The following is a 23,317-nucleotide window of genomic DNA, read 5'->3' as shown; positions in this document are numbered from 1 at the left end:
GTGGCGATGTACCGATTGGAAGGGGGCCGTCCCCTGCGGGGAGAACTGGCCGTGCAAGGGTCTAAAAACAGCTGTCTGCCCATCTTGGCGGCAGCCCTTCTGGTGGGGGGGAAGGTGGTCCTCCACCGCTGTCCCGACCTGGCGGACACCCGCAGCATGGCGGCGATCCTCGAGTACCTGGGCTGCCGGGTCCTGCGGTCGGGAGGGGAGTGGGAGGTGGACACCTCCTGCGCCTACTACCGGCCCCTCCCCGCGGCGCTCACCCACTCGCTGCGCTCCTCCTCCATCTTTATGGGGGCGCTGCTGGGCCGCTTTGGCCGGGTGAAGGCCGCCTATCCCGGCGGGTGCGACCTGGGCCGCCGCCCGCTGGACTACCACCTCTCCGGCTTTGAGCGGCTGGGGGCGGTCTGCCGGGCAAACGGCTCCATTGAAATCGAGGGGCCGCGGCTGGCCGGGGCGGTCATCGAGCTGCCCTTCCCCAGCGTGGGGGCCACCCAAAACCTGCTGCTGGCGGCGGTGGCCGCCCAGGGGGAGACGGTCTTGCGCGGCGCGGCGCGGGAGCCGGAGGTGGTGGACCTGATCCAGTTCCTCACCGCCTGTGGGGCCCAGATCGCGGGGATGGGGACCGGGGAGCTGAAGATCCAGGGGGGGCGCCCCCTCCACGGCTGCGAGTACACGGTGATGGTGGACCGCATCGCCGCCGCCACCTACCTCTGCATGGGCGCCCTCTGCGGGGGGGAGATCGCCCTCACCAACACCACTCCCATGACCCTCTACAACATCCTCCCCCTCTTTCAGAAGATGGGCTGCGAGCTGGCCCTGCGCTACGACCGGGTGGGCCTGCGCTCCACGGGGAAGCTGCGGGGGCTGGGCGGGCTGGTGACCGCCCCCCACCCGGGGCTGCCCACCGACATCCAGCCCCTGCTGACGGCGGTGCTGGCCGCCGCCCAGGGGGAGACCGAAATGAGAGAGACGGTCTTTGAAAACCGCTTTGCCTACCTGCCCCAGCTGCGCAAGCTGGGCGCCGAGGTGGAGCTCAAGAGCCCGAGGCTGGCCCGCATCCCCGGCGGCAGCCGCTACACCGGCGGGCGGGCCGAGGCGGTGGACCTGCGGGGGGGCGCGGCCCTCTGCATCGCCGCCCTGCGGGCAGGGCAGAGCGAGATCGGCGGCATCGAACACATCCTGCGGGGATATGAACAGTTGGACAGAGCCGTCCAGGCACTGGGCGGACGGATGGAAAAGGTTTAGCAGATGAAAAAGAAGCCAAAAAAACAGGTCAAAAAACAGGCACAGCGCCGGGACATCCCGCGCACCCACAACACCGGGTACACCGAAGAGGGCTTTTACCGGGCCGTCGCCATGACCCAGGAGGAGTTGGAGGAGCGGGAGCGGATCAAGCGGACGATCGCCCAAAAGCGGCAGAAGCGGCGCCGCAAGAAGGCGGCGTTCCGCTTTTTCCTGCTGTTTTGCTGCCTGCTGGTGGTGGGGGCGACGGTGGCCGTCTCCATCTTCTTCAAAATCGACACCATCCGCTTTGAGGGGGAGATCACCGCCTACACCGCCCAGCAGATCGAGGGCGGCTGCCCGGTGAGCGTTGGGGAAAACCTCTTTCGCTTCAAGGCGGGGGAGGTGCAGGAGGCCCTCTACCGCAAGTTCCCCCTCCTCGACGACATTCAGGTGGGGCGCACCCTCCCCACCACCGTGACCATCACCGCCAAGGACGCGGTGGCCCGCACCGCCGTCAAGCAGGAGGGGGGCGGCTACACCCTCCTCTCCGAGTCGGGGCGGATCATGGCCCAAAACCAGGCCTCCCTGCCCGAGGGGGTCTATGTCATCTCCGGGGTCAAGGCCAAGCAGGGCGAGCTGGGGGAGACGCTGCAGTTTGACGACCCGGACAAGCTCCCCCTGCTGGAGGGCATCCACCAGGCGGTGAGCGCGGTGGGGCTGGAAGGGCTGCAGTCGGTGGACCTCAGCGACACCCAGAACATCTCCCTGCGGGTCGGAAAGTACTTCCTGGTCAAGCTGGGGTCGGACTACCAGCTGGAGTACAAGCTGCAGCTGGTGCGCGAGATCATTGTGCAAAAGGACCTCTCGCCCGAGCCCACCATCCTCGACGCCTCCATCCCCGGCAAGGTGACGGCCAAGACCGGCACCGCCGCCGTGCAGGCGCTGGAGGCGGCCAACGGCGCGGCTGGGGGAGAGCAGCAGCCGCCCGCCGAGGAGCCGGCCGACGAGGGCGGGGAGGAGGCCCCGCAAGAGGGGGAGATCCCCGCCCAACAGCCGGAGGACGCCGGCGAGGGGGACGAGGGGGCCGCCCAGTGACAGGGGTGGCAAAAGAGACGAAAACCGGCGGCGAGCAGCCCGGTTTCCTGTGTGAAAGTGTAAAAAACCCTTGCTATTTTTCGTGACATCTGTTAAATTTAAGAGTAGGTAAACATTTTTTTGAAAATGCCGTCACGGCGGAGATGAAAACCCTTTCACCCCGCGCTGTGCCTTGTGATACAAACATTTTAGGGGGACGAAAACAGTGAGCTTTATTCTCGATGACGATTTCGACCAGGTCGCTTCCATCCGCGTAGTTGGCGTGGGCGGCGGCGGCGGCAACGCCGTCAACCGGATGATCAACGACGGGATGAAGGGCGTGGAATTCATCTCTGTCAACACCGACCGCCAGGCCCTCAACCGCTCGGTGGCCACCCAGAAGATCCAGATCGGCGACAAGCTGACCCAGGGCCGCGGCGCCGGCGGCTTCCCCGAAAAGGGGCAGAAGGCGGCCGAGGAGAGCCGCGAGACCATCGCCTCTGCCCTCAAGGGCACCCAGATGGTGTTCATCGCCGCCGGGATGGGCGGCGGCACCGGCACCGGCGCGGCGCCGGTGGTGGCCGAAGTGGCAAAAGAGCAGGGCATCCTCACGGTGGGCATCGTCACCAAGCCCTTCCCCTTTGAGGGCAAGCGGCGGATGGAGCAGGCCGAAGAGGGGATCGCCGCCCTGCGCGAGCACGTGGACTCGCTGGTGGTCATCCCCAACGAGCGGCTCAGCCTCATCTCCGAGACCCCCATCACCCTCATCAACGCCTTTGCGGCGGCGGACAACGTCCTCAAACAGGGCGTGCAGTCCATCACCGACCTGATCAACGTCCCCGGCCTGGTCAACCTGGACTTCGCCGACGTCACCACCGTCATGAAGGACGCGGGGCTCGCCCACATGGGCGTCGGCCGCGCCAGCGGGAAGGACAAGGCTGTCGACGCGGCGGCTGCCGCCATCTCCAGCCCCCTGCTGGAGACCTCGATCTCCGGGGCCAAGGGGGTCATCATCAACATCACCGCCTCCCCCGACATCAGCCTGGACGAGGTGTCCATCGCCTCCAACGAGATCACCAAGGCCGCCGACCCCAACGCCACCATCATCTGGGGCGCCGCCTTTGACGAGAGCTACCAGGACGAGATGCAGATCACCGTCATCGCCACCGGCTTTGACGAGAAGAACAAGGCCGATTTCGGCATTCCCGACTACACCTTCAAGTCCCGGGACGACTCGATGGAGGAGGACATCGACTCCATCATGAACATCTTCAAAAACAAGGGCAACTGATCGTCGCCCCTGCGAGAGTGGGAACCGGCCCCGAGAGGGAACGGTTCCCTTTTTGCTGCCTGCAGGGGCAATTCGATTGTTTTTTGAGGGCGGGCGTGGTATACTGGCAACATCGAAACCGAGCAGAGGGTGGGTGTCATGGACGGATTGTTTAAGAGCGCGATCGGCGGCTTCCGCAAGGCGGACGTGCTGGCCTATATCGAGCAGCTCAACGCCGAAAACCAAAAGGCCAGCAGCGAGCTGCTGAGCCGCATCGACGAGCTGGAGGGGGAGACCCACGCCCTGCGCGACGAAAACGCCGCCCTGCGGGAGCGGATCGACAGCCTGGACGGGCTGTTGGAGCAGGAGAAGGAGGGCGCCAAAGAACTGGGGGAAAAGGTGGTCTTTCTCAACTCCCAGATCAACGCCCAGCGGGACAAGCTCAGCCGCAGCGACCTGGAGATCCACGGCCTCCACTCCGAGCGGGACGAGCTGCAGGAGATGGTGCGCCAGTACCAGGAGAAGCTCAAGGGCTATGAGGAGCGCCAGGGCGAGATTTCGGGCGCACTGGTGGAGGCCAAGCGGATGGCCGCCGACCTGGTGCGCCAGGGCAAGCGCCAGGGCCGGGAGGAGCGGGACCGGGCCTTTTCGGAGCTGGAGTCCCTCTCCCGGGACATGGGCCAGCTGGGGGACCAGGTGGCCGGGCTGAGCGAGACCCTGCGGGCGGCCGCGGCGCAGATGCAGGGCAACCTCCGCCGGATGGAGGACACCGTCGAACTCTACCAGCTGCGGCTGGGGGAGATGCGCGCCCAGCTCGGCGGCGGCAAGGTCCCCGCCGCCGCCCCGCCGCCCCCCAAAGAGGCGATCCCCGCCCCTGCCAAAGGGGAGGAGCCCCCGCCCAAAAAGGCGGCGCCGGTCCAGCCGGAACCGCCCCTCTGCCGGGAGCGCCCCGTCTTGGTGAGCGCTGGCGGCCAGGCGGGCGGGCTGCTCAAGACCATCGCCAAGCTGTTGGGCGGCCGCTGACGGGCAGACGGGGGATGGCCGCAGACCCCTTGAAAATTTGCGCGCGCCAAAGCAATCAAATCGCTCAAACGAGAGATCGCCTCTGGGAGGCGGTCTCTTTTTTTGCGCAAAAGTGTGGCGGCGGCAAATCCTGGGCAGAATAAGGGGGAATGGCCGCCACCCGGCGGCAGAAAAGGCAAAGTGGTGATGAGCGATTGATCCCGATTTTGTTTTTGGGGCCCAGCGGGGACAGGCGGATCCCCCGGGCGGTGGAAAAGCTCCTCTTTCGGGGGGAAGCCCTCCTCTGCCGCAGCGGGCAGACCGCCGTGTTTTCCCGGGAAGGGCGGCTCTACGGCCTGTTTGAGAGCGAGGGCTGGGACGCCCTGCGCTGGCGGCAGGGCCTGGTGGTCATCAAAGAGGGGGCGAGGGATGTCTCCCTCCCGCCCAATGCCCTTGCCGGCGGGTTTGTGGTGCGGCAGGAGGACGCCCCCTGGCTCCACCAGAAGGGGGAGGTGCGGGGGCAGGTCGTCAGCTGCGGCATGTCCCTGCGGGACACCCTGACCTATTCCAGCTGTCAGGACGGCCAGCCGGTGGTGAGCCTGCTGCGGCCCATCCACGGCCCCTTCGGGCGGCTGGCCGACCCCCAGGACCTGCCTCTGCCGCCGGGGATCAGCGGCGGGTACACCCTGTTGGCGGCGGCGGCCGTCTCCCTCTTCCTCGGGCTTCCGCCGTCGCCGAACGCCTTTTAAAATGCAGAAAAAATGAGAAAACATTTCCAGTCATAGTGTTGACGGGCACGGCCATACTACTATTGCAAACGCAAATAACATCTATTTTTAAGGAGTGTATGTACCATGTCTAGCAATAAAATTGTTGTTCCCGAAGCTCGCGAAGCGATGGACAAGTTCAAAATGGAAGCTGCCAACGAGGTTGGCGTGAACCTGAAACAGGGCTACAACGGCGACCTGACCTCCAAGCAGGCCGGTTCCGTGGGCGGCCAGATGGTCAAAAAGATGATCGAGGCTTACGAGAACTCCGCGAAGTAACTTCGACTCTCACTTTTTTCTCTTGCAGGGAGCGCTCCGCCAATCGGCGGGGCGTTTTTCCTGTCGAATAAAAAGGAAGAGGGAGCCATTTTGTCCCCCCGTTTATTTCCAGAAAAAATAAAAAAAGAAATGCGAAAACAGGTTGACTTTTCCCCTTTTTGGGGTATAATAAATACTGCTGACGCCAAGAAAATATTGGGGTATCGCCAAGCGGTAAGGCAACGGACTCTGACTCCGTCATTCCGAAGGTTCGAATCCTTCTACCCCAGCCAAAAAGAGCCACATCGATCGATGTGGCTCTTTTCTTGTTGTAGCTTTGGCGCCCAAAACTCTTGGTTTGGCTGGGTGGGACAAATCGCCTTGGCACAGGCCTTCCTGAATGGGAGGGCGCCAAAGGCGCAAAGAGAACGGCTTGGGCATAGATGGCGCAAAGTGGTATTCCATATCACCGGTTTACTGGCGTCGGTGCGAGTGTGAAATTTGATGTCCCTCGGGGGACGGACCCCGTATGGTGCTCAGTGGGATCAGCGCATGCCATCCGTTTTGCTGGCGGTTTTGATTTTTCAGTGGCCGGCAAGGGCCCTCTGCACCCCAGCGGGGAGAGGGTCGGCTTCTCTCCCACCGGACAGGTCTTTTGTCCTTTGCCCGTCCGCTGTCATCTGGTATGATAGAGACAAGATCAAATTGTTTGGAGGCGATCCCTGTGACGCGCATTCCCGTACTCATCGACTGCGACCCCGGCGTGGACGACGCCTTTGCCCTGGCCCTCGCCCAGAGCTGCCCCCATTTCGACATCCGGGCCATCACGGCGGTCTACGGCAACATGCCCCTGAAAAAGACCCTCTACAACGCCCGCGCCCTCAACGAGGTGCTGGCCATCGGCGCCCAGGTGGCGGCAGGGGCCAAAGAGCCCTTTTTCAAAAAGTACGACCGGGGCGACGACTACGTGAGCCCGGTCCACGGCAGCACCGGCATCGCCAGTATCCTCCTGCCGGAGGGCCGTCAGCCCCTGGACGAGGGCGAGGCCTGCGACGTCATCTACCGCGAGGCGGTGCGGGCAGGGGGCGAGCTGCTCCTCTTTGCCGTCGGCCCCCTGACCAACGTGGCCAAGGCCCTGATGCGCTACCCCGACCTGCCGGGTCTCATCTCCCGCTTCTACATCATGGGCGGCGGCATTGAGATGGGCAACCAGAGCCCCTATGCCGAGGCAAACATCTTTAAAGACCCCACCGCCGCCCGCATCTGCTTTGAAAAGCTGCCCACCCACATGGTGGGGCTCAACGCCACCTGCGACGGCGCCCTGAGCGAGGCGGACCTAAACGAGCTCATCGCCGCCTGCGGCGACGGCCCCAGGGCCGCGCTGCTCAAGGAGCTCTTCGCCTATTCCCGCCACAACGCCTTTGTCAAAGGGCAGGACTCCAACATCATCCACGACGCCATCGCCGTGGCCTGGGCAATGGACGACGCCGTCTGCGGCGGGGAAGAGCGCCATGTCTGGGTGCGGGACGACGCGGGCGACCGGGACGGCGAGACGGTGGCAGATCCGGTGGGAACGGCTCCCGCCAATGCCCAGGTGGCCATGACCACCGACACCGCCCGCTACAAGGCACTCCTGCTGCAGATGTGCCGGTACTACCGGGAGATGGAGTAGTTTTGCCCGATCCCTGAAAGTCTGCAAAATTTCGATCTGCCCGCCCGTGTGGGGTGCGCCAGTCGTCGGGGCAAAAAAGACCGGCCTTCAGATAATTTCCATCCACCCGCCCGTGTGGGGGTGCGACCAAAAAAAGTGCTGTCCGAATGGACAGCACTTTTTTATAGAGCCGTTTACTTCAGCAGCCCCAACCGGCCCGCCAGGGTGGCGATGGTGCGGCCCAGGGGGAGCTCGTAGAGCTCTTTTTTGGAGAAGCACCGCAGGGCCAGCACCAACACAAAGTAGCAGCCGGCGGCCAGCAGGATGGCCACCAGGGTGCAGACCAGGTTGCTCTTGACCAGCAGGTGCAGCAGGTGGTACCCGCCCCAGGCCACAAGCCCCATGAGGGCGGAGGAGAGGAGGGGGACCAGGAAGATCCTTTTCAGGTTCTGCCGGTGGGGGAGGCGGGCCCGCAAAAACCGCCAGTTGAGCAGGCAGGTGGTCATGGGGAAGGTGATGTTGCCGATGACCAGGGCGTACACCCCCAGGTCGGTGAACCAGAGCAGCCCCAGAATCAGCACCAGGTGGATGGCCAGGGCGATGGCGGAGTGCTTGACCGGGGTGCGCATAAAGCCCAGCCCCTGCAGGATGGCGCTGGTGATGGTGGAGAGGACGTAGAAGACCGCGGCCGAGGACCCCACCTCCAGCAGGCGCACCGCCAGGTCCCGGTAGGTGACCAGGCTGGGGAAGAGCAGGGTGATGATCGGCCGGGCCAACACCGCCAGCCCCACCGCACAGGGCAGAACGATGACCGTGTTGAACTTGATCACCGAGTCGGCCTTGCGGCAGACCTCGCGGTGGTCTCCCAGGGTCTGGGAGGCGACGATGCTGGGGATGACCGAGGCCGCCATGGCCGAGGCGATGGCCACCGGCACGTTGATGAGCAGCACGTACTGGGAGTTGAAGACCCCCTGCAGCGAGCTGACGGCGGTGGCGGCCATCCCCTTGGCCTGCATGATGTTGCCGAAAATCAGGTCGTCGGCGGTGTTCCCCAGCTGGTAGACCGTCTGGCTGAGGATCACCGGGAGGATGGTCAGCAGCAGGATGCGAAAGACCTGGCCGCCGCTCTCCTCCACCTCGGTGCGGTCACGGCGGATCTGGCGCATGACGGTGGGCCGGTAGAGGGCGTAGACGACGACCAGCAGCAGCAGGGCGGTGGCGGCGCCGGCCAGGGTGCCCACCGTGCCCCCCGCCGCCCCGCGCGAAGCGGTCTGCGAGAGGCTGGGGCTGGAGGTGACAAAGGCGTAGGCCGCCCACACGCTCACCACCGCGTTGACGATCTGCTCAAAGATCTGCGAGAGGGCGGTGGGCATCATGGTTCCCCGCCCCTGGAAGAAGCCGCGCAGGGTGCCCACCATCGACATGATGAAGGTGGTGACCGCCAACACCCTCAGGGGGGCGGCCAGCCCGTCCCTGGCGTAGAGGTTTTCCAGCCAGCCGGCGCCGAAGTAGAGGACCAGGGAGACGGCGGTGCTGGTGGCCAGCCCCAGCAGGAGGGTCTTTTGAAAGACGTTGTGGGCATTGCGGTACTGCTTTTGGACGATCCGCTGGCTCACCAGCCGAGAGAGGGCCAGCGGCAGGGCGTAGGACGAGAGGGTGAGGGCGATGTTGTAGATGCCGAAGGCCACCGAATAGATGCCGTTTCCGTCTTCCCCCAGGATGTTGGCCATGGGGATGCGGTAGACCATTCCGATGAGGCGGACCAGGATCCCGGCCACCGCCAGGATGGTCCCCTGTACCAGAAAGTTCTGCTTTCGTTTGGATGCCATGGGCTTCCCCCTTTTATCGGCGGCTGGGGCCAGGCAGACTGTCCCCTGGAAAAATGCGGTTTGGCCGCCAAAAGTTCCTATCTAGTTTACCACAAAACGCCGCCCATTTCTCGGGTTTTCTGAAATTCCGAGACCGCGCCTCTGCCGGGCTGCCGGCGAGGGATCACAGGGCGAGGCGCTGCCCCGCGTGCAGGGGGAACAGGCGGTCGCCCAACTCCCCCCGCAGCTGGGCAAAGGGCCCTTCCCCGGTGCAGTGGCAGGTGTAGTAGCGGGTGCGGGGATAGGCGGCCAGGGCCCGTCCCACCGCCTGCACTTCCGCCGCGTCGGCCGCCTGGCCGCTGCGGGGGCTGGTCAGGTGAAAGCCGCTCACCACCGCATCCGGGGCCCGGCCCAGGTGCTGGGCACAGCGGGCCACGATATTTTCGATCCCCCGGTGGGCGCAGCCCGAGAGGAGAAGGGCGGTCCCCCCCTCCTGCACCAGCAGGTACTGCTCGTGCAAAAAGGGATCGGGGCCCAAAACGCCGCCCTCTTCCAGCAGCAGGTTTCGGTTGGTGGAGGGCCAGTGCTCCCGCCGACACAGGTCGGAAAAGAGGAGCAGCCCCTCTGCGGGGCGCTCCTGCGCGCCGGTGAACACCAGCCGGGGGGAGGCGGCGAGGGCGGGGTCGGGCCCGATGGGCCGGCAGCCGTCGCCGGAGCGGGAGAAGAGGGGGGCAAAGCACCCCTCCCGCAGGTAGACGGGGGCGCGGGCGTTGCCCTTTAAAAAGGTGGGCAGCCCGCCGCTGTGGTCGTCGTGCCCGTGGGAGAGAAAGGCCATCTCCACCGACGACAGGTCGATCCCCAACTTCCGGGCGTTTTCCCAGAAGAGGCCGCTGGCCCCCATGTCGAAGAGGAGGCGGCGGCCGCCGGCCTCCAAATAGATGCTCAAGCCGTGTTCAGCGCCCAAAAACGGGCTGTCTGAGCGGTTTTCCGACAGGACGGTGAGGAGCATTGCCAACCTCCCTTTCTGCGCCTCTGGGGCGAGTTGTGGGCCGGGCCGCCGCTACTGGCGCTGTGCGCCGTCCAGGGCGGCCAACCGCTGCTGCTCCAACTTGGCGGCCTTGAGCAGGAAGCGGTAGACGGGGGCCAGTTGGAGCAGCTCCCCCTCCAAAAAGGCCGCCAACCGGTCGGAGAAGAGCAGCTCAAAGTCCTTGCTGAAGGCGTTGAAGCCGATGTTGCGGCGCTCCAGCCACTGGCGCTCCGCGGCCGGGCGGTCGGGGTAGTGGGGGCGCTTGTAGAAATCGCCGTCCATCTCGTACTGTTTGCACTTGGCGAGGGATCTCTGCGCCCGGCGGTAGTCGGGGTCGCCCTCCAAAATCAGGCCGCGCAGGGTATTCATATACCCGGTGGAGGCGGCGTAGAACCCGCAGCCGTAGCCAAAGCCGCTCCCCGACAGGTCGAAGTAGAAGCCGGGGTAGTCGGTTCCGTGCATCCGCCCGCCCCGCTTGAAGATGATCCACATGTTGTCCCGGTAGAGGGAGGGGTCGTGGGTGTAGCGGGTGTCCCGCCAGATGCGGCAGATGGTGCGGTCCACCTTGGGCTCACACCCCAGCTCCCCGTCGATGGAGAGCATGCTGGGGGTCAGTGCCACCACCAGTTGGCGCAGCGGCTCCAGAACGCTCTTGCGGTAGCGGTCGTGGTGCTCGGCAAACCACTCCCGGCTGTCGTGCATTCGGTTTTCAAATAAGAAGTCCAGGGTGTCAGCGGAAAAGGGCATAAAAAAGACCTCCTGCTCTGCGGACCGCCCGGCGGCCGCACGATTTCACAGCAACAGGATACCACGAATCGGGGAAAAAGTCGAATGTTGGGGCCTTGCCATCCCCCTCTTTTTGAAAGCGGACAGTGCAAAGCCCCCGGCCGGGCGGCCGAGGGCTTTGCAGCGGGTTTTGTCAGCGGACTTTCAAGTCTCTCATGGCGATGGCCTCGATGAAGAGGGTCACCCCGCCCACCAGCAGGTAGCCGGCCACCAGGTAGTTGAGCACCAGGGCGGAGAAGAGGGGCAGCAGGAGGAAGGAGAGGGCGGCCAGGAGGTTCAGCACCCCGCTGACCACCACCCAGCCGTAGCCGGACACCCCGAAGTAGCCCAGCTTGCTGGAAAAGGAGAGCTTGTTGACCCCGAAGACCAGCATCAAGAGCCCCAGGAGAAAGGCGAAGGTGGAGAGGGTGACCTCGGTGGGGGCGGCGAGGAGCAGCGCCCCGATGAGGAGGTTGAGGACGCTGCTGACCAGCCCGCCGGCCTCCCGCAGGAAGGGAGGTGCACAGAAGTAGTCGATGAGCTGATAGACCCCCAGGGCGAGGATGAGGACGGCGGCCAGGGTGCCCATCACCCCGGCGCTCTGCACCGGGAAAAAGGCGCAGAGGAGGGCGCAGACCACCAGCAGGATGCTGATGATGAAACTGGCGATGCGGACCGAGCGCAGCTTGCGGTTCCACCCCTCTACCAGGGCGTTGGTGTAGTCAAAGTCAGCGTCTATTCGGATCAAAGCGATCCTCCCCTTTCTGTTTCGTCTGACTGCCGGGGGCGGTGCCCCCTTGACACCTCTATTGTAGCGCCTGGCGGGGGAGATGAACATAGACAGAGGGGGCAAAGTGTCCAAAGTTTGGACAGGCGGGGGAAGGTGTCCAGACGAGAAAACAGGCGGCCGCCCCCTGGGCAGCCGCCTGTTTGACGGGTCAGTGTCGCGCCTGTTTTTTCTGTGCCAGGGAGGCGAGGATGTACTTTCCGCCCGCCTCGGCGCTGTGGCCGATGTTGTAGACGGTCTCCTCCACCACGGCGGTGACCTTTTCGCGGTAGTCCTCGGTGTGGGAGAGCAGGTCGCCCACCACTTCGCCGAGGGTGTCCAGCTTGTCCACGTCCACCGACACGCCGATGCGGTCCCGCAGCGAGATGTCCAGCGGCTCCAGGGGGATGCGCTTGTACTCGGCGTTCATCACCTTCATGGGGGTGTTGATGAAGAGCGAGGGCTTTTTGGTGGTAAAGGAGAACTCCTGGGCGATGGCCGACCAGTCGGTGATGATCAGGTCGGCGTCATAGACGGTGCTGTTGGAGGAGAAGTCGGTCTGGATCTCCAGCTCCTGCCCCAGCTTGTCCTGGTACTTTTCGGTGATCCGCTTCATCTTGGCGGGGAAGCGCTTGACATACTCGGGGTGGGGGCGGATGGTCAGGTGGTATCCCTTCCCCAACAGCTGCTCCATAATGGGGTCCAGACAGAGGTCGAGCAGGTTGTCCTTCTGCCAAGAGGGGGCGATCAACACCTCTTTGACCGGATTCTCCCGGTGCTCCTGGGCACTGTAGTTTTCCAGCATCGAGTCCAGCAGGCCGTAGCCGGTCTTGACCAGCCGTTTGGCGGGCAGGCCGTACTCCTTTTCAATGGCGCGGATCTCGGCCACGTGGTTGGGCCCGTAGCAGAAGATGGTGTCGTAGTGGTCCAGCGCCCCCTCCCGCAGGGTCAGGTGGAAGCTGGCCATGGCGTGGTCCAGGTAGAGGTATTCGATGTCTTTGCGCACCAGGGAGCGCTTGATGTAGTAGTTTTCCAAGTCGGGCATGGTCATGACCACCATGTCTGCATCCATCTTCATCATAAAGGTCATCATGTCCCGGTTGTCGATGAAGTAGGGGCGGATGTGGTCGTTGGAGCTCTGAAAGATCTGGTCGTTCGGGTCGCTGGTGACGTAGTGGATGACGATGTCGGAGTGGGCGGTGATATAGTCGATGAACCGCTCGAAGTACTTGTAGAAGCCGCTGGATTCCGAGTAGAAGACGAGCTGCTTGTCCGGCTCGGCGAAAAAGCGCTTTTCATCGGCCTTGGAGCGCTCGCGGTTCTCCTTGGCGGCGCGGCGCATGGCGGCCTTCTCCTCTTTGGAGAGCTTGGGCTTGGCGGAGCGGTTTTCGTAGTCGATGTACTTGCGGGGGTTGTAGACCAGGTTGCAGATGTACATGACCGCAATGGCGAGCAGGTTGCCCACGATCCAGTACAGGCCGATCCCGGCGGGCACGACAAAGGCAAAGTAGGTGGAGAAGATCACCAGGAAGATGGTCATCCCCCACTTGCCGAGAAAGCCCTGTTCCCGCTGCAGGACATTGATTTTGTTCTGCACAATGCACATCAGCAGCGCGCTCAACCCGGAGAGGATGGGGATCCAGATCAGGATGGAGAGATCGGTGATGGACGGGGTCTGGGACAGGTCGAACCCCATGAAGTGCAGGTTGATCTTTGAGACGTTGGCAAAGAGCTGGTCAAACCCCGGAATGGCCCCCTGCAGGGAGGAGAAGGCGCCGGGGGTCTGCTGCATGGCGTTGAGCACCTGCAGTTGGGCGCCCGAGCCGATGTCGGTGATGCCCACGCAGCCAGCCAGCATGGTGATGGTCTCCTGGCTGAGGTGGAAGAGGTGCTGCAGGGGGTTGTAGACCACGTTGATCAGCCCCAGGATGATGGGGATCTGCAGCAGGGTGGGGACCATGCTCACAAAAGGGCTGTACTTTTCTTTTTTGAACAGCCGCATCTGCTCCTCGGCCGCCATGTCGGCGTTGCCGGCGCAGTTGACCTTGATCTCCTCCAACTGGGGCTGCAGTTTGACCATCTTGATGGAGTTTTTCTGCGCGCTCAGGGAGATGGGGAACATGACCACCTTGGCCAGCACGGTAAAGAGTATGATCGCCCAGCCGTAGTCCCGCACCAGCCAGTAACAAAAGTACATGATATAGCCCAGGGGGATCCCCAGGACGGTATTGATGATGTCCATCATAAGAAGCTACACATCCTCGTGTCGTAGTAGTCCCCCGCCGGAGGGCGGGGGACAGAGATATGGGCTTACAAAAAGGGGGGAGATCACCCGTGGGGGTATTTGTTGACCGTCTCGCCCACCTTGTGCCAGTTAGAGAACTTTCTGGCGTCGCCTTTGATTTCAAACTCCTCCAGCACATCCTCGGTCTCATTGTTCATCCGATAGTAGAACTTCCGGGTGACATCTGCACCCTCCGGGATGTCGGAGATGGCGCTGCCGTAGTCGGCGTAGTCAATGCCAGCCTGTTGCAACACAGTGGCCTCGAAATTGGCGAGGGAAGTGGGGGCGTCCGAATTGGCCAGCGGAGTGCCGGAGCTGCCGCTAGGCTTGTAGAACAGACCGGTGGTCTTGTACATGTCCAGCCGCATCCAATCGCCCGATTTCCCGTGGTCGCCGGTGATGATGATGGTGGCGTCGTCGTAGAGCCCCAGCTTTTTGAGCTGATCCATGTACTCAAAGGCGATTTTAAAGGCGCCTTTGGTCTGCTGGAGCAGGGAGGTCTGGTCCTCTGGGACGTACTCGACCTTTTCGTTGTAGATGGGGTCGTGGCAGCCGTGCAGGTGGTAGAAGGCAAAGTTGTTCTGGGTGTTTTGCACCGTCAACCCCTCTGCTTTTAGCCCCTTGTAGAAGGCTACGTCGTCGGTTTTGTAGGCGCCGATCTCCGCATTTGCCTCCACGTAGTCGTTGAACACGCTGGTGGGCATCCAGAAGCTGGGCTTTAGGGCGTGCGGCGCATACCGATAGGCAGAGAGGACCGCCATCCTCCGCATGAGGGGAAGGGTCTGTGCAGTCATCTCGCCAGCGTCGATGTTGTCGACCTGGCCGTCCAGCTGCTCGATGTTGGAGTAGGTATACCCCTTTTCGATATATAGTTTTGTGGTAAAATTGTTTTCTTTGAGGGTGGGCAGGAAGGTGGCATTTCCCCACGCCTCGTCAAAGTACTCGCTGGCGGGCTCCTGATAGAAGGAGGGTTTGCCGGTGAGCATTGTGGTCACGGAGGGGAAGGTGCGGCCGTACTGCGAAGTGTTGTTGCCGTAGTAGGTGAAGCCGTCCATCCCGTCGAAAAATGTCGGGTCATCTTTGCGGACAGCATCCACGTATTTTCCGTCCAACCGGTCGAGGATGATGACGATGACATTCTTCTGGGAGGAGACCTCATAGAGTCCCCGGGTGGAGAGGTAGCGGTTGGCACTCTTCTGCTCCAATACCCCGCTGGTAAAGACAGAGGTCGTAAGCCCCACCAGCTGCATCCCGATGAGCAGCACCGGCACAAAGACGGTGGCGCTCCGCCAGATTTTCTGGCTGAAATACCGCAGGACCAGGGGGGCGCAGACGATGGCCACCCACAACAGGGCGTTGAGCAGACTGTGGACGGCGTAGTCCTCCCAGGCGATGCGGTCGCCGGTGAGCTGCCCCAGGTTCAGGTTTAAAAAGTTCCCCTGCAAATACCCGGCCAGCAAGACTCCAAGGCCCAGAGAGAGGGCGACGTCAAAGAGTTTTCCCCGCAACAGCAGCAGGATGGCGGCGAGCGCCGCAAAGCAGAGGAGTCCGGCCAGCAAAACCGGCAGCAGAATATCCTTTAAGAGAAAGGGGAAGATATCGCTATTTCCCACATAGAGGTCCAAGATGCCAAAGACAACAAAGGTAAACGAGATGGCGCCGCTGACCAGCAGAGCGGGGGGAAGGCGCTTTTTCAGGGGCCGATCATCGCGCACCAGGGCAGACCATCTTCCCGATTTCATCGGATGGCGTCCTCCTCGTCCAATTTGATCTCAACGACCCCGTCCTCTTCGGTCATGTCCTGCGCAAAGGCGGACTGCCCCGCGACAGCCTGACTGGCCGACTCTGTTTCCTCGGCGCCGGTCTGGGCTTTCAGCTGTTGCTCCACCTTTTTCATCTTCCGATTTAAAAAGAACAGGCGAATTTTTTTCCAGAAAATACCCACCGATACACTCAAGGTGATGACCAATCCCGCAATGACCTGGATGATGTAAGAGGTGGCCGCCGGGTCAATGTACAAAAGCATAATGATAACTCCTCCGCTTTCCTGATTTTTACAAAAACCTGCAAAGTTTGCAAAACTTTTTGTATTATAGCATAAATTATCGCCCTTGTAAATTTGAACGAAAAACTGTGTCGAGACAGCCCGATTCTTTTTAAAATGAGATTGCTTCTTTTGTAGCATTTAGACAGTTTTTTAGATGAAAGAAAAGGTGTAATTTTCCAGTCCATTGACAAAAAAAGCCGTGTAAAAGGGCCTACTTCCCTCTCTTTCCCCAAGAGGCAGATCGCAGAGGGAAAGGCGCCAATTTGCCATTCGGCGAACAGGCAAATATCTGCGCACGGGAATCGCTCTGCCGCCACGGGGCTTATTGGCCCTTCTTTCTTGTATGTAGCAGGACCAGTGCGCCTATGGCAAAGGGGATTTTCGACCCATTTATGGCGGTTTGGAGTTGATCGGCGTGTGGCAGCGGTTCGGGTCCTGTGCCGGCGAGGCGGGCGACAAGTTAAAAAGGGGAGAAGTTTTGTGTGCCCTTTAAAAAGGAGTAGAGATGCCAACGGGGAGGAAGCGGCGCGGCGAGACGATTGGACCTGCGCCGCTGTCGGACAATCGATGTGGCCAGCACTTCGGGTGATGAGGCAACCACCGCCTTTGCAGATGCAAGACAGACTGGCTGTGAGATACAAATAGGCCGCCGGCAGACGCCGGCGGCCTATTTGTATGTGTAGGGAAAAGGGAGAAGTGTGGGCGGTTAGGGGCGCTGGCCCATGCCGCCTTCCAGGGTGAGGGTCTCGCCGGACATGTACTTGAAGTCGGGGGAGCCGAGCTGCACGCAGACCCGGCCGATGTCCAGCTCGGGGTCGCCGAAGCGGCCCATGGGCACCCCTCTGAGGTTTTTCTCGTAGGCCTCGGGGTAGGAGAGCTTGAAGTTTTCCAGCTGGGCGGTCATGGCCAGGGGGCAGACCACGTTGACGTTGATGTTGTCCTTGCCCCACTCGGTGGCCGCGACGCGGGAGAGGCCGCGGATGCCCTCTTTGGCGGCGGCGTAGGAGCACTGGCCCACGTTGCCGAAGAGGCCGGCTCCGGAGGCGAAGTTGATGACCGAGCCCTGGGTCTCCTTCAGGTAGGGGTAGCACTCCCTCATATAGTAGAAGGTGGCGTAGAGCCCGGAGTAGATGCCCAGGTCAAAGTGGTCCTTGGTCTGCATGGACAGGGGGATGCCCGAGGCCGACGCCTGGGCGTTGTTGATCAGCACGTCAATGCGGCCGAACTCGGCGATGACCTTCTGCACGGCCTCCTTGACCCGGTCCTCCGACTCGTCGCTGGGGGTGACGTCCACCGCCAGCGGCAGCACCTTGATGCCGTAGAGACGCTCCAGCTCCTCCTTGGCGTCCAACAGTTTCTGCTCGTTTCTGCCGGTCAGGACCAGGTTGGCCCCCTCCTTGGCATAGGCCACGGCAATGCCGTAGCCGATCGACTTGGCCTTGCCCCCGCCGGTAATGATTGCGACCTTTCCGTCAAAGATCCCCATTCTGCCCATCTCCTTAAAATCAATAAAATACGTCCTTCTATGCTGGGGTTTCCAAAGAGCATTGTACTCCTTTGTTAAAACATTGTCAATCAGAAATTCGGCACCTTTTCCTCCTCTGCTCTCACGAACCGTCGGCCTGGGAAGCAGGTTGCCGCCCAGGGCTATTTTTTCCTTAAAACAGCGGATATTGCACAAATTTCAGGAGAAAAAGAGACCCGACAAGGCCGGTCGGCCTTGTCGGGCAGATTTTACAGGTATTTTTCTTCGTACTCCTCGATGGGGATGGGGCGGCTGAACAAAAAGCCCTGGGCCAGTTCCACCCCGCAGTCGCGCAGCACCGAGAGCTGTTCCTCGGTCTCGATCCCCTCGGCCACCACCTGAATGCCCATCTTTTTGCAGATGTCCACGATCGACTCCACCACGGTGCGGGCGCGGTGGTTGCCGGCCAGGTCGTCCACCAGGGTCTTGTCCAGTTTGAGCACGTCGAACTCCACCGAGGAGAGGAGGGCCAGGTTGGCGTACTCGGTGCCGAAGTCGTCGATGGAGACGATGAAGCCCGCCCGCCGCAAATCGCCGATCAGCGCCTTTAAGTCCACCCCGTCGGACTCCCGCGCCGTCTCGGTGATCTCGATTTCCAAGTACTTTTTCTCCACCCCGTACTGCCGGCAGAGGCCGTCGAGCCGCTGCACAAAATCCGGCTGCGCCAGGGAGCAGCGGGAGAAGTTGACCGACACCGGCATGGCCTGTTTCCCCTGGTCGGCCCACTCCTTAAGGCGGGAGCAGGCGAACTGAAAGACGTAAAAGTCGATTTGGCTGACCGTCTGGCTCTCCTCCAGCAGGGGGAGAAAGTTGCCCGGCAGCACCAGGGAGCCAGAGCGGGGCTGGTAGCGCACCAGGGCCTCGGCCCCCACGGCGGTGCGGTCGCTGGAGGAGATTTTGGGCTGCAGGTAGACCACAAAGCGGTTTTGCAAGATCTCCCTCTGCAGCACCTGCGGGTCGGAGAGGTGCAGCACCTCGTCGCTGTGGTGGCGGTAGCGGTTGGAGGCGGGGTTTTGGCGGTAAAACTCCTTTTTGTCCTCGTACATCTCAGCGTCGGCGTTGGCGATGACCTGTTGCAGGTCCTCCAACTGTGGGGTCCAGCGGGCGCCGATGGCGGCCCGGCAGCTGGCCTTGGCCTGGAAGCGCTGCCGCAGCGCCCTCACCTGCGCCTCGAAATCGCCCCGCGCCGTCCCCGGGCAGATGATGACAAATTCGTCCCCGCCGATGCGGTAGAAGTTGGCCCCCTCGAAGACCTCCTGCATCTGCTGGGCGCACTCGACCAACACCTTGTCGCCAAAGGCGTGGCCGTGCCGGTCGTTGATGTCCTTGAGGCCGTTGACGTCCAGGTAGACGATCCCTACCGGCCCCATTTGGGCGGAGAGGGTCTCGGTGTCTTCCATAAAGCGGTTGCGGTTGAAAAAGGAGGTCAGGGTGTCGTAGTAACTCAAGCGGGAGAGTTCCCGCTCGCTCTCGGCGCGGCGATAGGCGAGCATGAGAAAGTAGCCCAGGGTCTGGAGCACCGAGGGGATGGTGCGCATGTTCTGGGCGAGGGGGTTGTCCACCCCCACACAGCCCCGCAGCTGGCCGTCCTGCTCCAGGGGGGCCACCACCAGGCGGGCAATGTCCTGTTTGCGCAGCAGATCGTATTCCAGGGGGGAGCGCTCCCGCAGCTCCTCTATGTCTTCCACGACCACGCACTCCTGGCGGTCAAAAAAGGGCAGCCAGCGGTCGATGGTGGACAGGGGCATCCCCTGCAGCAGCGCCCTTTGGGGGACCACCCCTTCGGCACACCACTCGTAGTCGTTGTAGAGCAGACCGCCCCGCTCGAAAATCAGGTAGGTGCGGTCGGCCGACAGGTAGCGGCCCAGCTGTTCGAGCACCGGGGGAACGGACTGCCTTAAGTCGTGCTCGCGGTAGAGGGCGCGCACGCACTCCATCAGCATCTGCTCGGCGTCGAGGGTGCGCTTGAGGGACTGCTTTTCCGCCTCCGCCTCGGTGATGTCAAAGGCGATTTCCAGCCGGGCGGCCCGGCCCTCCCACTCCAGCAGCCGGTCTTTGAGCAGGTAGTGCCGCTGGGTGATGGGGTTGGTGTACTCCCAGGTGTAGGTCTCGCCGGGGACCAGCTGCCGGTTGGTGCAGAAGGGGCAGGGCTGCGAAAAGCCCTGCAACACCCGATAGCACTTCTGCCCCGCCGCCTCGTCCAGGTGAAAGGTCTTGCGGCCTGTCTCGTTGATGAAGAGCAGCTCGTGGGTCTCCAAATCGGCAACGTACATCAGTTCGGAGATGTCGTTGAGGGGGGCGCGCAGGTCTTCCGACATCCGCGAGAGGCTCTCCCGCCGGGCGCGGTTGGCCTCCTCCGCCGCCTGCAGTTCCCGCTGCCGGCGGGCCTGTACCGCCCCATACCAGGCCAGCAGGGCGGCCAACACCAAAAAGACGGCGCTGAGGATCAGCAGGGCCAGCTGGGCTTTGGTCACCTGCCGCTCGGAGTAGATCTCGGCGGCCGACACGGTGTGGTCGGCCAGTTCAAAATAGGACTCGCTCAGGCGGTAGAGGACCTCGCCGTCAGCCCCCTGGCGCACCTGGGCAATGGCGCCTTTGATTTCCGCCCACCCGGCCTGCATCTGGGAGACGAGGTCCTGAAAGGAGGCGTCTTCCAGCCGGGCGAGACTGTTTTCCCCCTCGCCGGTGGCGAGTTCGTCGAGAATGCCGTCGATTCGCCCGATGAGGGCGTCGTTGGGGTGCCCGGCCAGCTCCTCTTTGACCAGCCGCTGGGTGGCGCCCCGCACCACGCCCGCGTAGTTGATCACCCTGGCGTTCCCCTGTAAGCCACGGATCGACAGGACAGAGAGCAGCCCGGTGAGAAGCAGCGCAGCGGCCAGCAAAGCCGGCGTCAATCGTTTGTGCATCTTGTCCTCCATGACCGAGGGTCCGCATTTCTTTTATTTATTATATCAAAAACTGTCGAAAAGAACAACCGCAAAAAGGGGATGTTTGGAGAAAGATATATCCCGCGCTCACGGTGTCAAAACCGGCCCAAAATACAAAAAAACCGGCTGCCTTACAAGGGCAACCGGTTTTGAGAGATGTCAAAAAGCCATTTCAAAAAATTACATCAATTTGCGGAAAAGGGCCTTCAGGTCTTCCACGCTGGTGTCTCTGGGGTTGCCGGGGCAGCAGGCATCGGCAAAGGCAGACTCGGCCAGGAAGGGGAGGTCTTCCTCCCGGATGGCCTCCAGCTTGGAGGGGATGCCCACGTCGGCCGAGAGCTGCTTGACCGCGTCGACGGCGGCCCGGCGGTACTCGTCCTGGGACATTCCGTCCACCCCTTTGACCCCCATGGCCCGGGCGATCTCCCGGTACTTTTCGCCGGTGCAGGCGGCGTTGTACTCCATGACGATGGGGAGCATCATGGCGCAGGCGACCCCGTGGGGGGTGTCGTAGACCGCGCCCAGGGTGTGGGCCATCGAGTGGGCGATGCCCAGCCCCACGTTGGAAAAGCCCATGCCGGCGATGTACTGGCCCAGGGCCATGTCCTTGCGGCCCTCAGGGGTGTTGGCCACCGCCCCCCGCAGCGAGCGGGCGATGATCTCGATGGCCTTGAGATGGAACATGTCGGTCATCTCCCAGGCGGCCTTGGTGGTGTAGCCCTCGATGGCGTGGGTCAGGGCGTCCATCCCGGTGGAAGCGGTCAGTCCCTTGGGCATCGAGGCCATCATCTGCGGGTCGACGATGGCGACGATCGGCATGTCGTGGGGGTCGACACAGACGAATTTGCGCTTCTTCTCCAAGTCGGTGATGACGTAGTTGATGGTCACCTCGGCGGCGGTGCCGGCGGTGGTGGGGACGGCGATGATGGGGACGCTGGGGTGCTTGGTGGGGGCGACCCCCTCCAGGCTGCGCACGTCTGCAAACTCGGGGTTGGCGGCGATGATGCCGATGGCCTTGGCGGTGTCCATCGAGGAGCCGCCGCCGATGGCGACGATGTAGTCGGCCCCCGAAGCGCGGAAGGCCCGCACGCCGTTTTGAACGTTTTCGATGGTGGGGTTGGCCTTGATGTCCGAGTACACCTCGTAGGAAAGACCGTTTTTGTCCAGCACATCGGTGACCTTGGAGGTGACCCCAAACTCGATCAGGTCCGGGTCGGAACAGACAAGGGCCTTTTGAAAGCCCTGTGCCTTTGCCTCGTTGGCGATCTCCAAAATCGCGTCGGTGCCGTGGTAGGAAGTCTGGTTGAGCATGATCCTGTCTGCCATAAGTCCTCTACTCCTTTTCCGAATCAGCGGTGGGCCAGGCGGCCCCCTTCCCCTCCATCGTAAGGGGGAACGGGGGGGAAGTAAAGTGACAAACCGCCCCGGCTGTCACATCGGGGCGGACTTTTTGGGCGGCGGCCCTCATCTGGGGAGAGGGGACTCTTCGGGCGGCAGGAGCCCCAGCTTGACAAAGAGCCGGGCCAGCTTGGCGGGCATCGCCTCCACCAGCCGCCGGGCCATCTGCTCCGGCGGTTCGCGCATCCCCCCGAGCACCCACTTCACCGTCATGTAGATCGAGCCGCGGCAGTACATCTCCAGCAAGAACTGGGTCTGCTCGTCCGGCGGCAGGCCGGTCTTCTCCTCGATTTTCTCGGTGTAAAAGCACAGGATGAGGGCGAAGTCGTGCTCCTTGAGGGAGTTTTGGTCGTCTGAACGGAAGGCGCCGGTGAAGAACACCCGCTCCTCCCGGATGTAGACGAACTTGCGCTCCAACCCCTCCAGCACGGTGCGGCCGCTGCCCATGTGGGCGAAGGATTCCAGCAGCAGCTTGTCAAAGTACCAGTTGACCAGGTCGTACTTGTCGAGAAAATTGCGGTAAAATGTCTGTCGGGTGACGCCGCAGGTCTCGGCGATCTGCGAGACGGTGATGCGGTCGACAGGGGTGTTTTTCATGCAGGCTTTGATCGCCTCGGCGAGGCGGTACTTGGTCGCCTCCTGCCGGCTGGCCGGTCGCTCCATCAGGGTGATCCCTCCCCACAGCTGTCTTTTCTCTATTGTACCAAGGCGGCAGCGGGTTTTCAAACCCCTTTGAAAAGGGGAGGACGATGCGCAAGGGAGGGCAAAATGGGGCAGACCAGGCGTAGAGGCGCAGCCCTTTAAAGAGGCCCCCCAGACATTGCGGCGCCTGCCGGTGGGCTCGAGGGTCCCCTCTTTTTCATCCTGCGCGGTGCCGGCCAGCTGCTCCCCCAGCGCGCGGCAGACGGCGAGGGGCACTTTTTTTCCAGGAGTAGGGGCCAGTTACCGGGCCGACGACGGCCAGGGTGTGAAGCGGCCCCTCACCGGGCGGACAATTTCCTTGGGGTTCAGCCCTTCCTGCTGAGAGGTGGCGGCCCCACCGCCTTGTCCTGGTTGCACTTGGAGTGCTTTTGGGCGCCACAGCAGTGCCCACTTCACAAAACCGTACCTCGCCCGTGAAGTTGGGGCATAGCAGCGCGGCAGGCGGGGGATGGCAGACCGGCGATTGGCAGGCCCGCCCAAAAAGGCGAGGGTGCAAAAGAGGGCAGGTCACTGGAATTCGCCAGTGGGGAGAGCTGACGGGAGAACCCTGTGCAGAGGTGCAAAAAGCGCCCCCACAAGGGGGGGAGGGGAATGGGTAAGGGCGACCTGCCGCTGGCGGGATGGTTCACAATCGCGGCCGATAAAAAAGCCGAGTGCCCGTGCGGACACTCGGACTGCCATGTAAAATCGATATTTCCGTTCCGCTGTTCACGGGCGGCATCCCCGGGACGGGACCCTGCGCAGGGGCACGACCCCAAAACAACAAACACTTCGCCTGGCTAAGAGGCAGTGCCATTCTCTGTTTTCGCCTTTTACAAT

Annotated in this window: 18 protein-coding genes and 1 tRNA gene; 8 read left to right on the top strand and 11 right to left on the bottom strand. The window is 62.5% G+C overall.

What is annotated here, in order from left to right; all coding sequences use genetic code 11:
• Positions 1-6: 6 nt before the first annotated feature.
• The 8 genes from ACTNAU_RS09660 to ACTNAU_RS09625 all read left to right on the top strand — a co-directional run bounded on the left by ACTNAU_RS09660 (position 7) and on the right by ACTNAU_RS09625 (position 7,270).
• Positions 7-1,248: a UDP-N-acetylglucosamine 1-carboxyvinyltransferase gene (locus ACTNAU_RS09660; protein ID WP_243164532.1), complete on the top strand. Its 1,242-nt coding sequence runs from the start codon at positions 7-9 to the stop codon at positions 1,246-1,248.
• Positions 1,249-1,251: 3 nt separating this feature from the next.
• On the top strand, positions 1,252-2,322 hold the full coding sequence (locus ACTNAU_RS09655; protein WP_441098299.1) for a cell division protein FtsQ/DivIB: 1,071 nt from the start codon (positions 1,252-1,254) through the stop codon (positions 2,320-2,322).
• Positions 2,323-2,527: 205 nt separating this feature from the next.
• A complete protein-coding gene (ftsZ, locus tag ACTNAU_RS09650) occupies positions 2,528-3,592 on the top strand; it encodes a cell division protein FtsZ (RefSeq protein ID WP_021658878.1) in 1,065 nt (354 codons plus the stop codon).
• Between the two features lie 138 nt (positions 3,593-3,730).
• Positions 3,731-4,594, top strand: a complete 864-nt coding sequence (locus ACTNAU_RS09645) for a hypothetical protein (RefSeq protein WP_441098298.1) — start codon at positions 3,731-3,733, stop codon at positions 4,592-4,594.
• A 194-nt stretch (positions 4,595-4,788) separates the two neighbouring features.
• Positions 4,789-5,322, top strand: a complete 534-nt coding sequence (locus tag ACTNAU_RS09640; RefSeq protein ID WP_216402102.1) for a hypothetical protein — start codon at positions 4,789-4,791, stop codon at positions 5,320-5,322.
• Between the two features lie 105 nt (positions 5,323-5,427).
• The gene (locus tag ACTNAU_RS09635; RefSeq protein ID WP_059003892.1) at positions 5,428-5,619 is read left to right on the top strand and encodes an alpha/beta-type small acid-soluble spore protein; all 192 of its coding nucleotides are present in this window, start codon (positions 5,428-5,430) and stop codon (positions 5,617-5,619) included.
• A 196-nt stretch (positions 5,620-5,815) separates the two neighbouring features.
• Positions 5,816-5,891, top strand: a tRNA-Gln gene (locus tag ACTNAU_RS09630).
• Between the two features lie 431 nt (positions 5,892-6,322).
• The gene (locus ACTNAU_RS09625; RefSeq protein WP_441098296.1) at positions 6,323-7,270 is read left to right on the top strand and encodes a nucleoside hydrolase; all 948 of its coding nucleotides are present in this window, start codon (positions 6,323-6,325) and stop codon (positions 7,268-7,270) included.
• Between the two features lie 173 nt (positions 7,271-7,443).
• On the opposite strand, the gene ACTNAU_RS09620 is transcribed toward ACTNAU_RS09625, so the two are convergent.
• From ACTNAU_RS09620 to ACTNAU_RS09570, 11 genes are all read right to left on the bottom strand, one after another.
• Positions 7,444-9,078: a putative polysaccharide biosynthesis protein gene (locus ACTNAU_RS09620; RefSeq protein ID WP_185916614.1), complete on the bottom strand. Its 1,635-nt coding sequence runs from the start codon at positions 9,076-9,078 to the stop codon at positions 7,444-7,446.
• A gap of 163 nt (positions 9,079-9,241) precedes the next feature.
• On the bottom strand, positions 9,242-10,066 hold the full coding sequence (locus ACTNAU_RS09615) for an MBL fold metallo-hydrolase (RefSeq protein ID WP_441098294.1): 825 nt from the start codon (positions 10,064-10,066) through the stop codon (positions 9,242-9,244).
• Positions 10,067-10,117: 51 nt separating this feature from the next.
• Positions 10,118-10,831: a DUF2461 domain-containing protein gene (locus ACTNAU_RS09610; RefSeq protein WP_256136210.1), complete on the bottom strand. Its 714-nt coding sequence runs from the start codon at positions 10,829-10,831 to the stop codon at positions 10,118-10,120.
• A 172-nt stretch (positions 10,832-11,003) separates the two neighbouring features.
• Entirely contained in the window at positions 11,004-11,597 is a 594-nt protein-coding gene (locus ACTNAU_RS09605; protein ID WP_441098292.1) for a DUF308 domain-containing protein, read from the bottom strand.
• A gap of 190 nt (positions 11,598-11,787) precedes the next feature.
• Positions 11,788-13,857 (bottom strand): membrane protein insertase YidC, encoded by a 2,070-nt coding sequence (gene yidC, locus ACTNAU_RS09600; RefSeq protein WP_441098290.1) that lies wholly within the window; start codon positions 13,855-13,857, stop codon positions 11,788-11,790.
• Between the two features lie 86 nt (positions 13,858-13,943).
• Positions 13,944-15,641 carry a sulfatase-like hydrolase/transferase gene (locus ACTNAU_RS09595; protein ID WP_185916619.1) on the bottom strand — a complete coding sequence of 566 codons (1,698 nt, stop codon included), beginning with the start codon at positions 15,639-15,641 and terminating at the stop codon, positions 13,944-13,946.
• Complete coding sequence (locus ACTNAU_RS09590; RefSeq protein ID WP_216402108.1) at positions 15,638-15,925, bottom strand: hypothetical protein; 288 nt, start codon at positions 15,923-15,925, stop codon at positions 15,638-15,640. Before ACTNAU_RS09590 ends, ACTNAU_RS09595 begins: the two co-directional genes overlap by 4 nt.
• A gap of 727 nt (positions 15,926-16,652) precedes the next feature.
• Complete coding sequence (locus tag ACTNAU_RS09585; protein ID WP_044992937.1) at positions 16,653-17,432, bottom strand: SDR family NAD(P)-dependent oxidoreductase; 780 nt, start codon at positions 17,430-17,432, stop codon at positions 16,653-16,655.
• Between the two features lie 248 nt (positions 17,433-17,680).
• On the bottom strand, positions 17,681-20,377 hold the full coding sequence (locus tag ACTNAU_RS09580) for an EAL domain-containing protein (protein WP_441098288.1): 2,697 nt from the start codon (positions 20,375-20,377) through the stop codon (positions 17,681-17,683).
• A 201-nt stretch (positions 20,378-20,578) separates the two neighbouring features.
• Positions 20,579-21,724 (bottom strand): lactaldehyde reductase, encoded by a 1,146-nt coding sequence (gene fucO / locus ACTNAU_RS09575; RefSeq protein WP_256136207.1) that lies wholly within the window; start codon positions 21,722-21,724, stop codon positions 20,579-20,581.
• A gap of 138 nt (positions 21,725-21,862) precedes the next feature.
• Positions 21,863-22,459 carry a TetR/AcrR family transcriptional regulator C-terminal domain-containing protein gene (locus tag ACTNAU_RS09570; RefSeq protein ID WP_441098286.1) on the bottom strand — a complete coding sequence of 199 codons (597 nt, stop codon included), beginning with the start codon at positions 22,457-22,459 and terminating at the stop codon, positions 21,863-21,865.
• Positions 22,460-23,317: the final 858 nt, after the last annotated feature.

It is taken from the genome of Bittarella sp. HCP28S3_D9 (assembly GCF_052065655.1).
Taxonomy (GTDB): Bacteria; Bacillota; Clostridia; order Oscillospirales; family Ruminococcaceae; genus Bittarella; species Bittarella massiliensis.
Note: the sequence above shows the minus strand (reverse complement) of the source record. Positions and strands in the feature narration are given on the sequence as shown.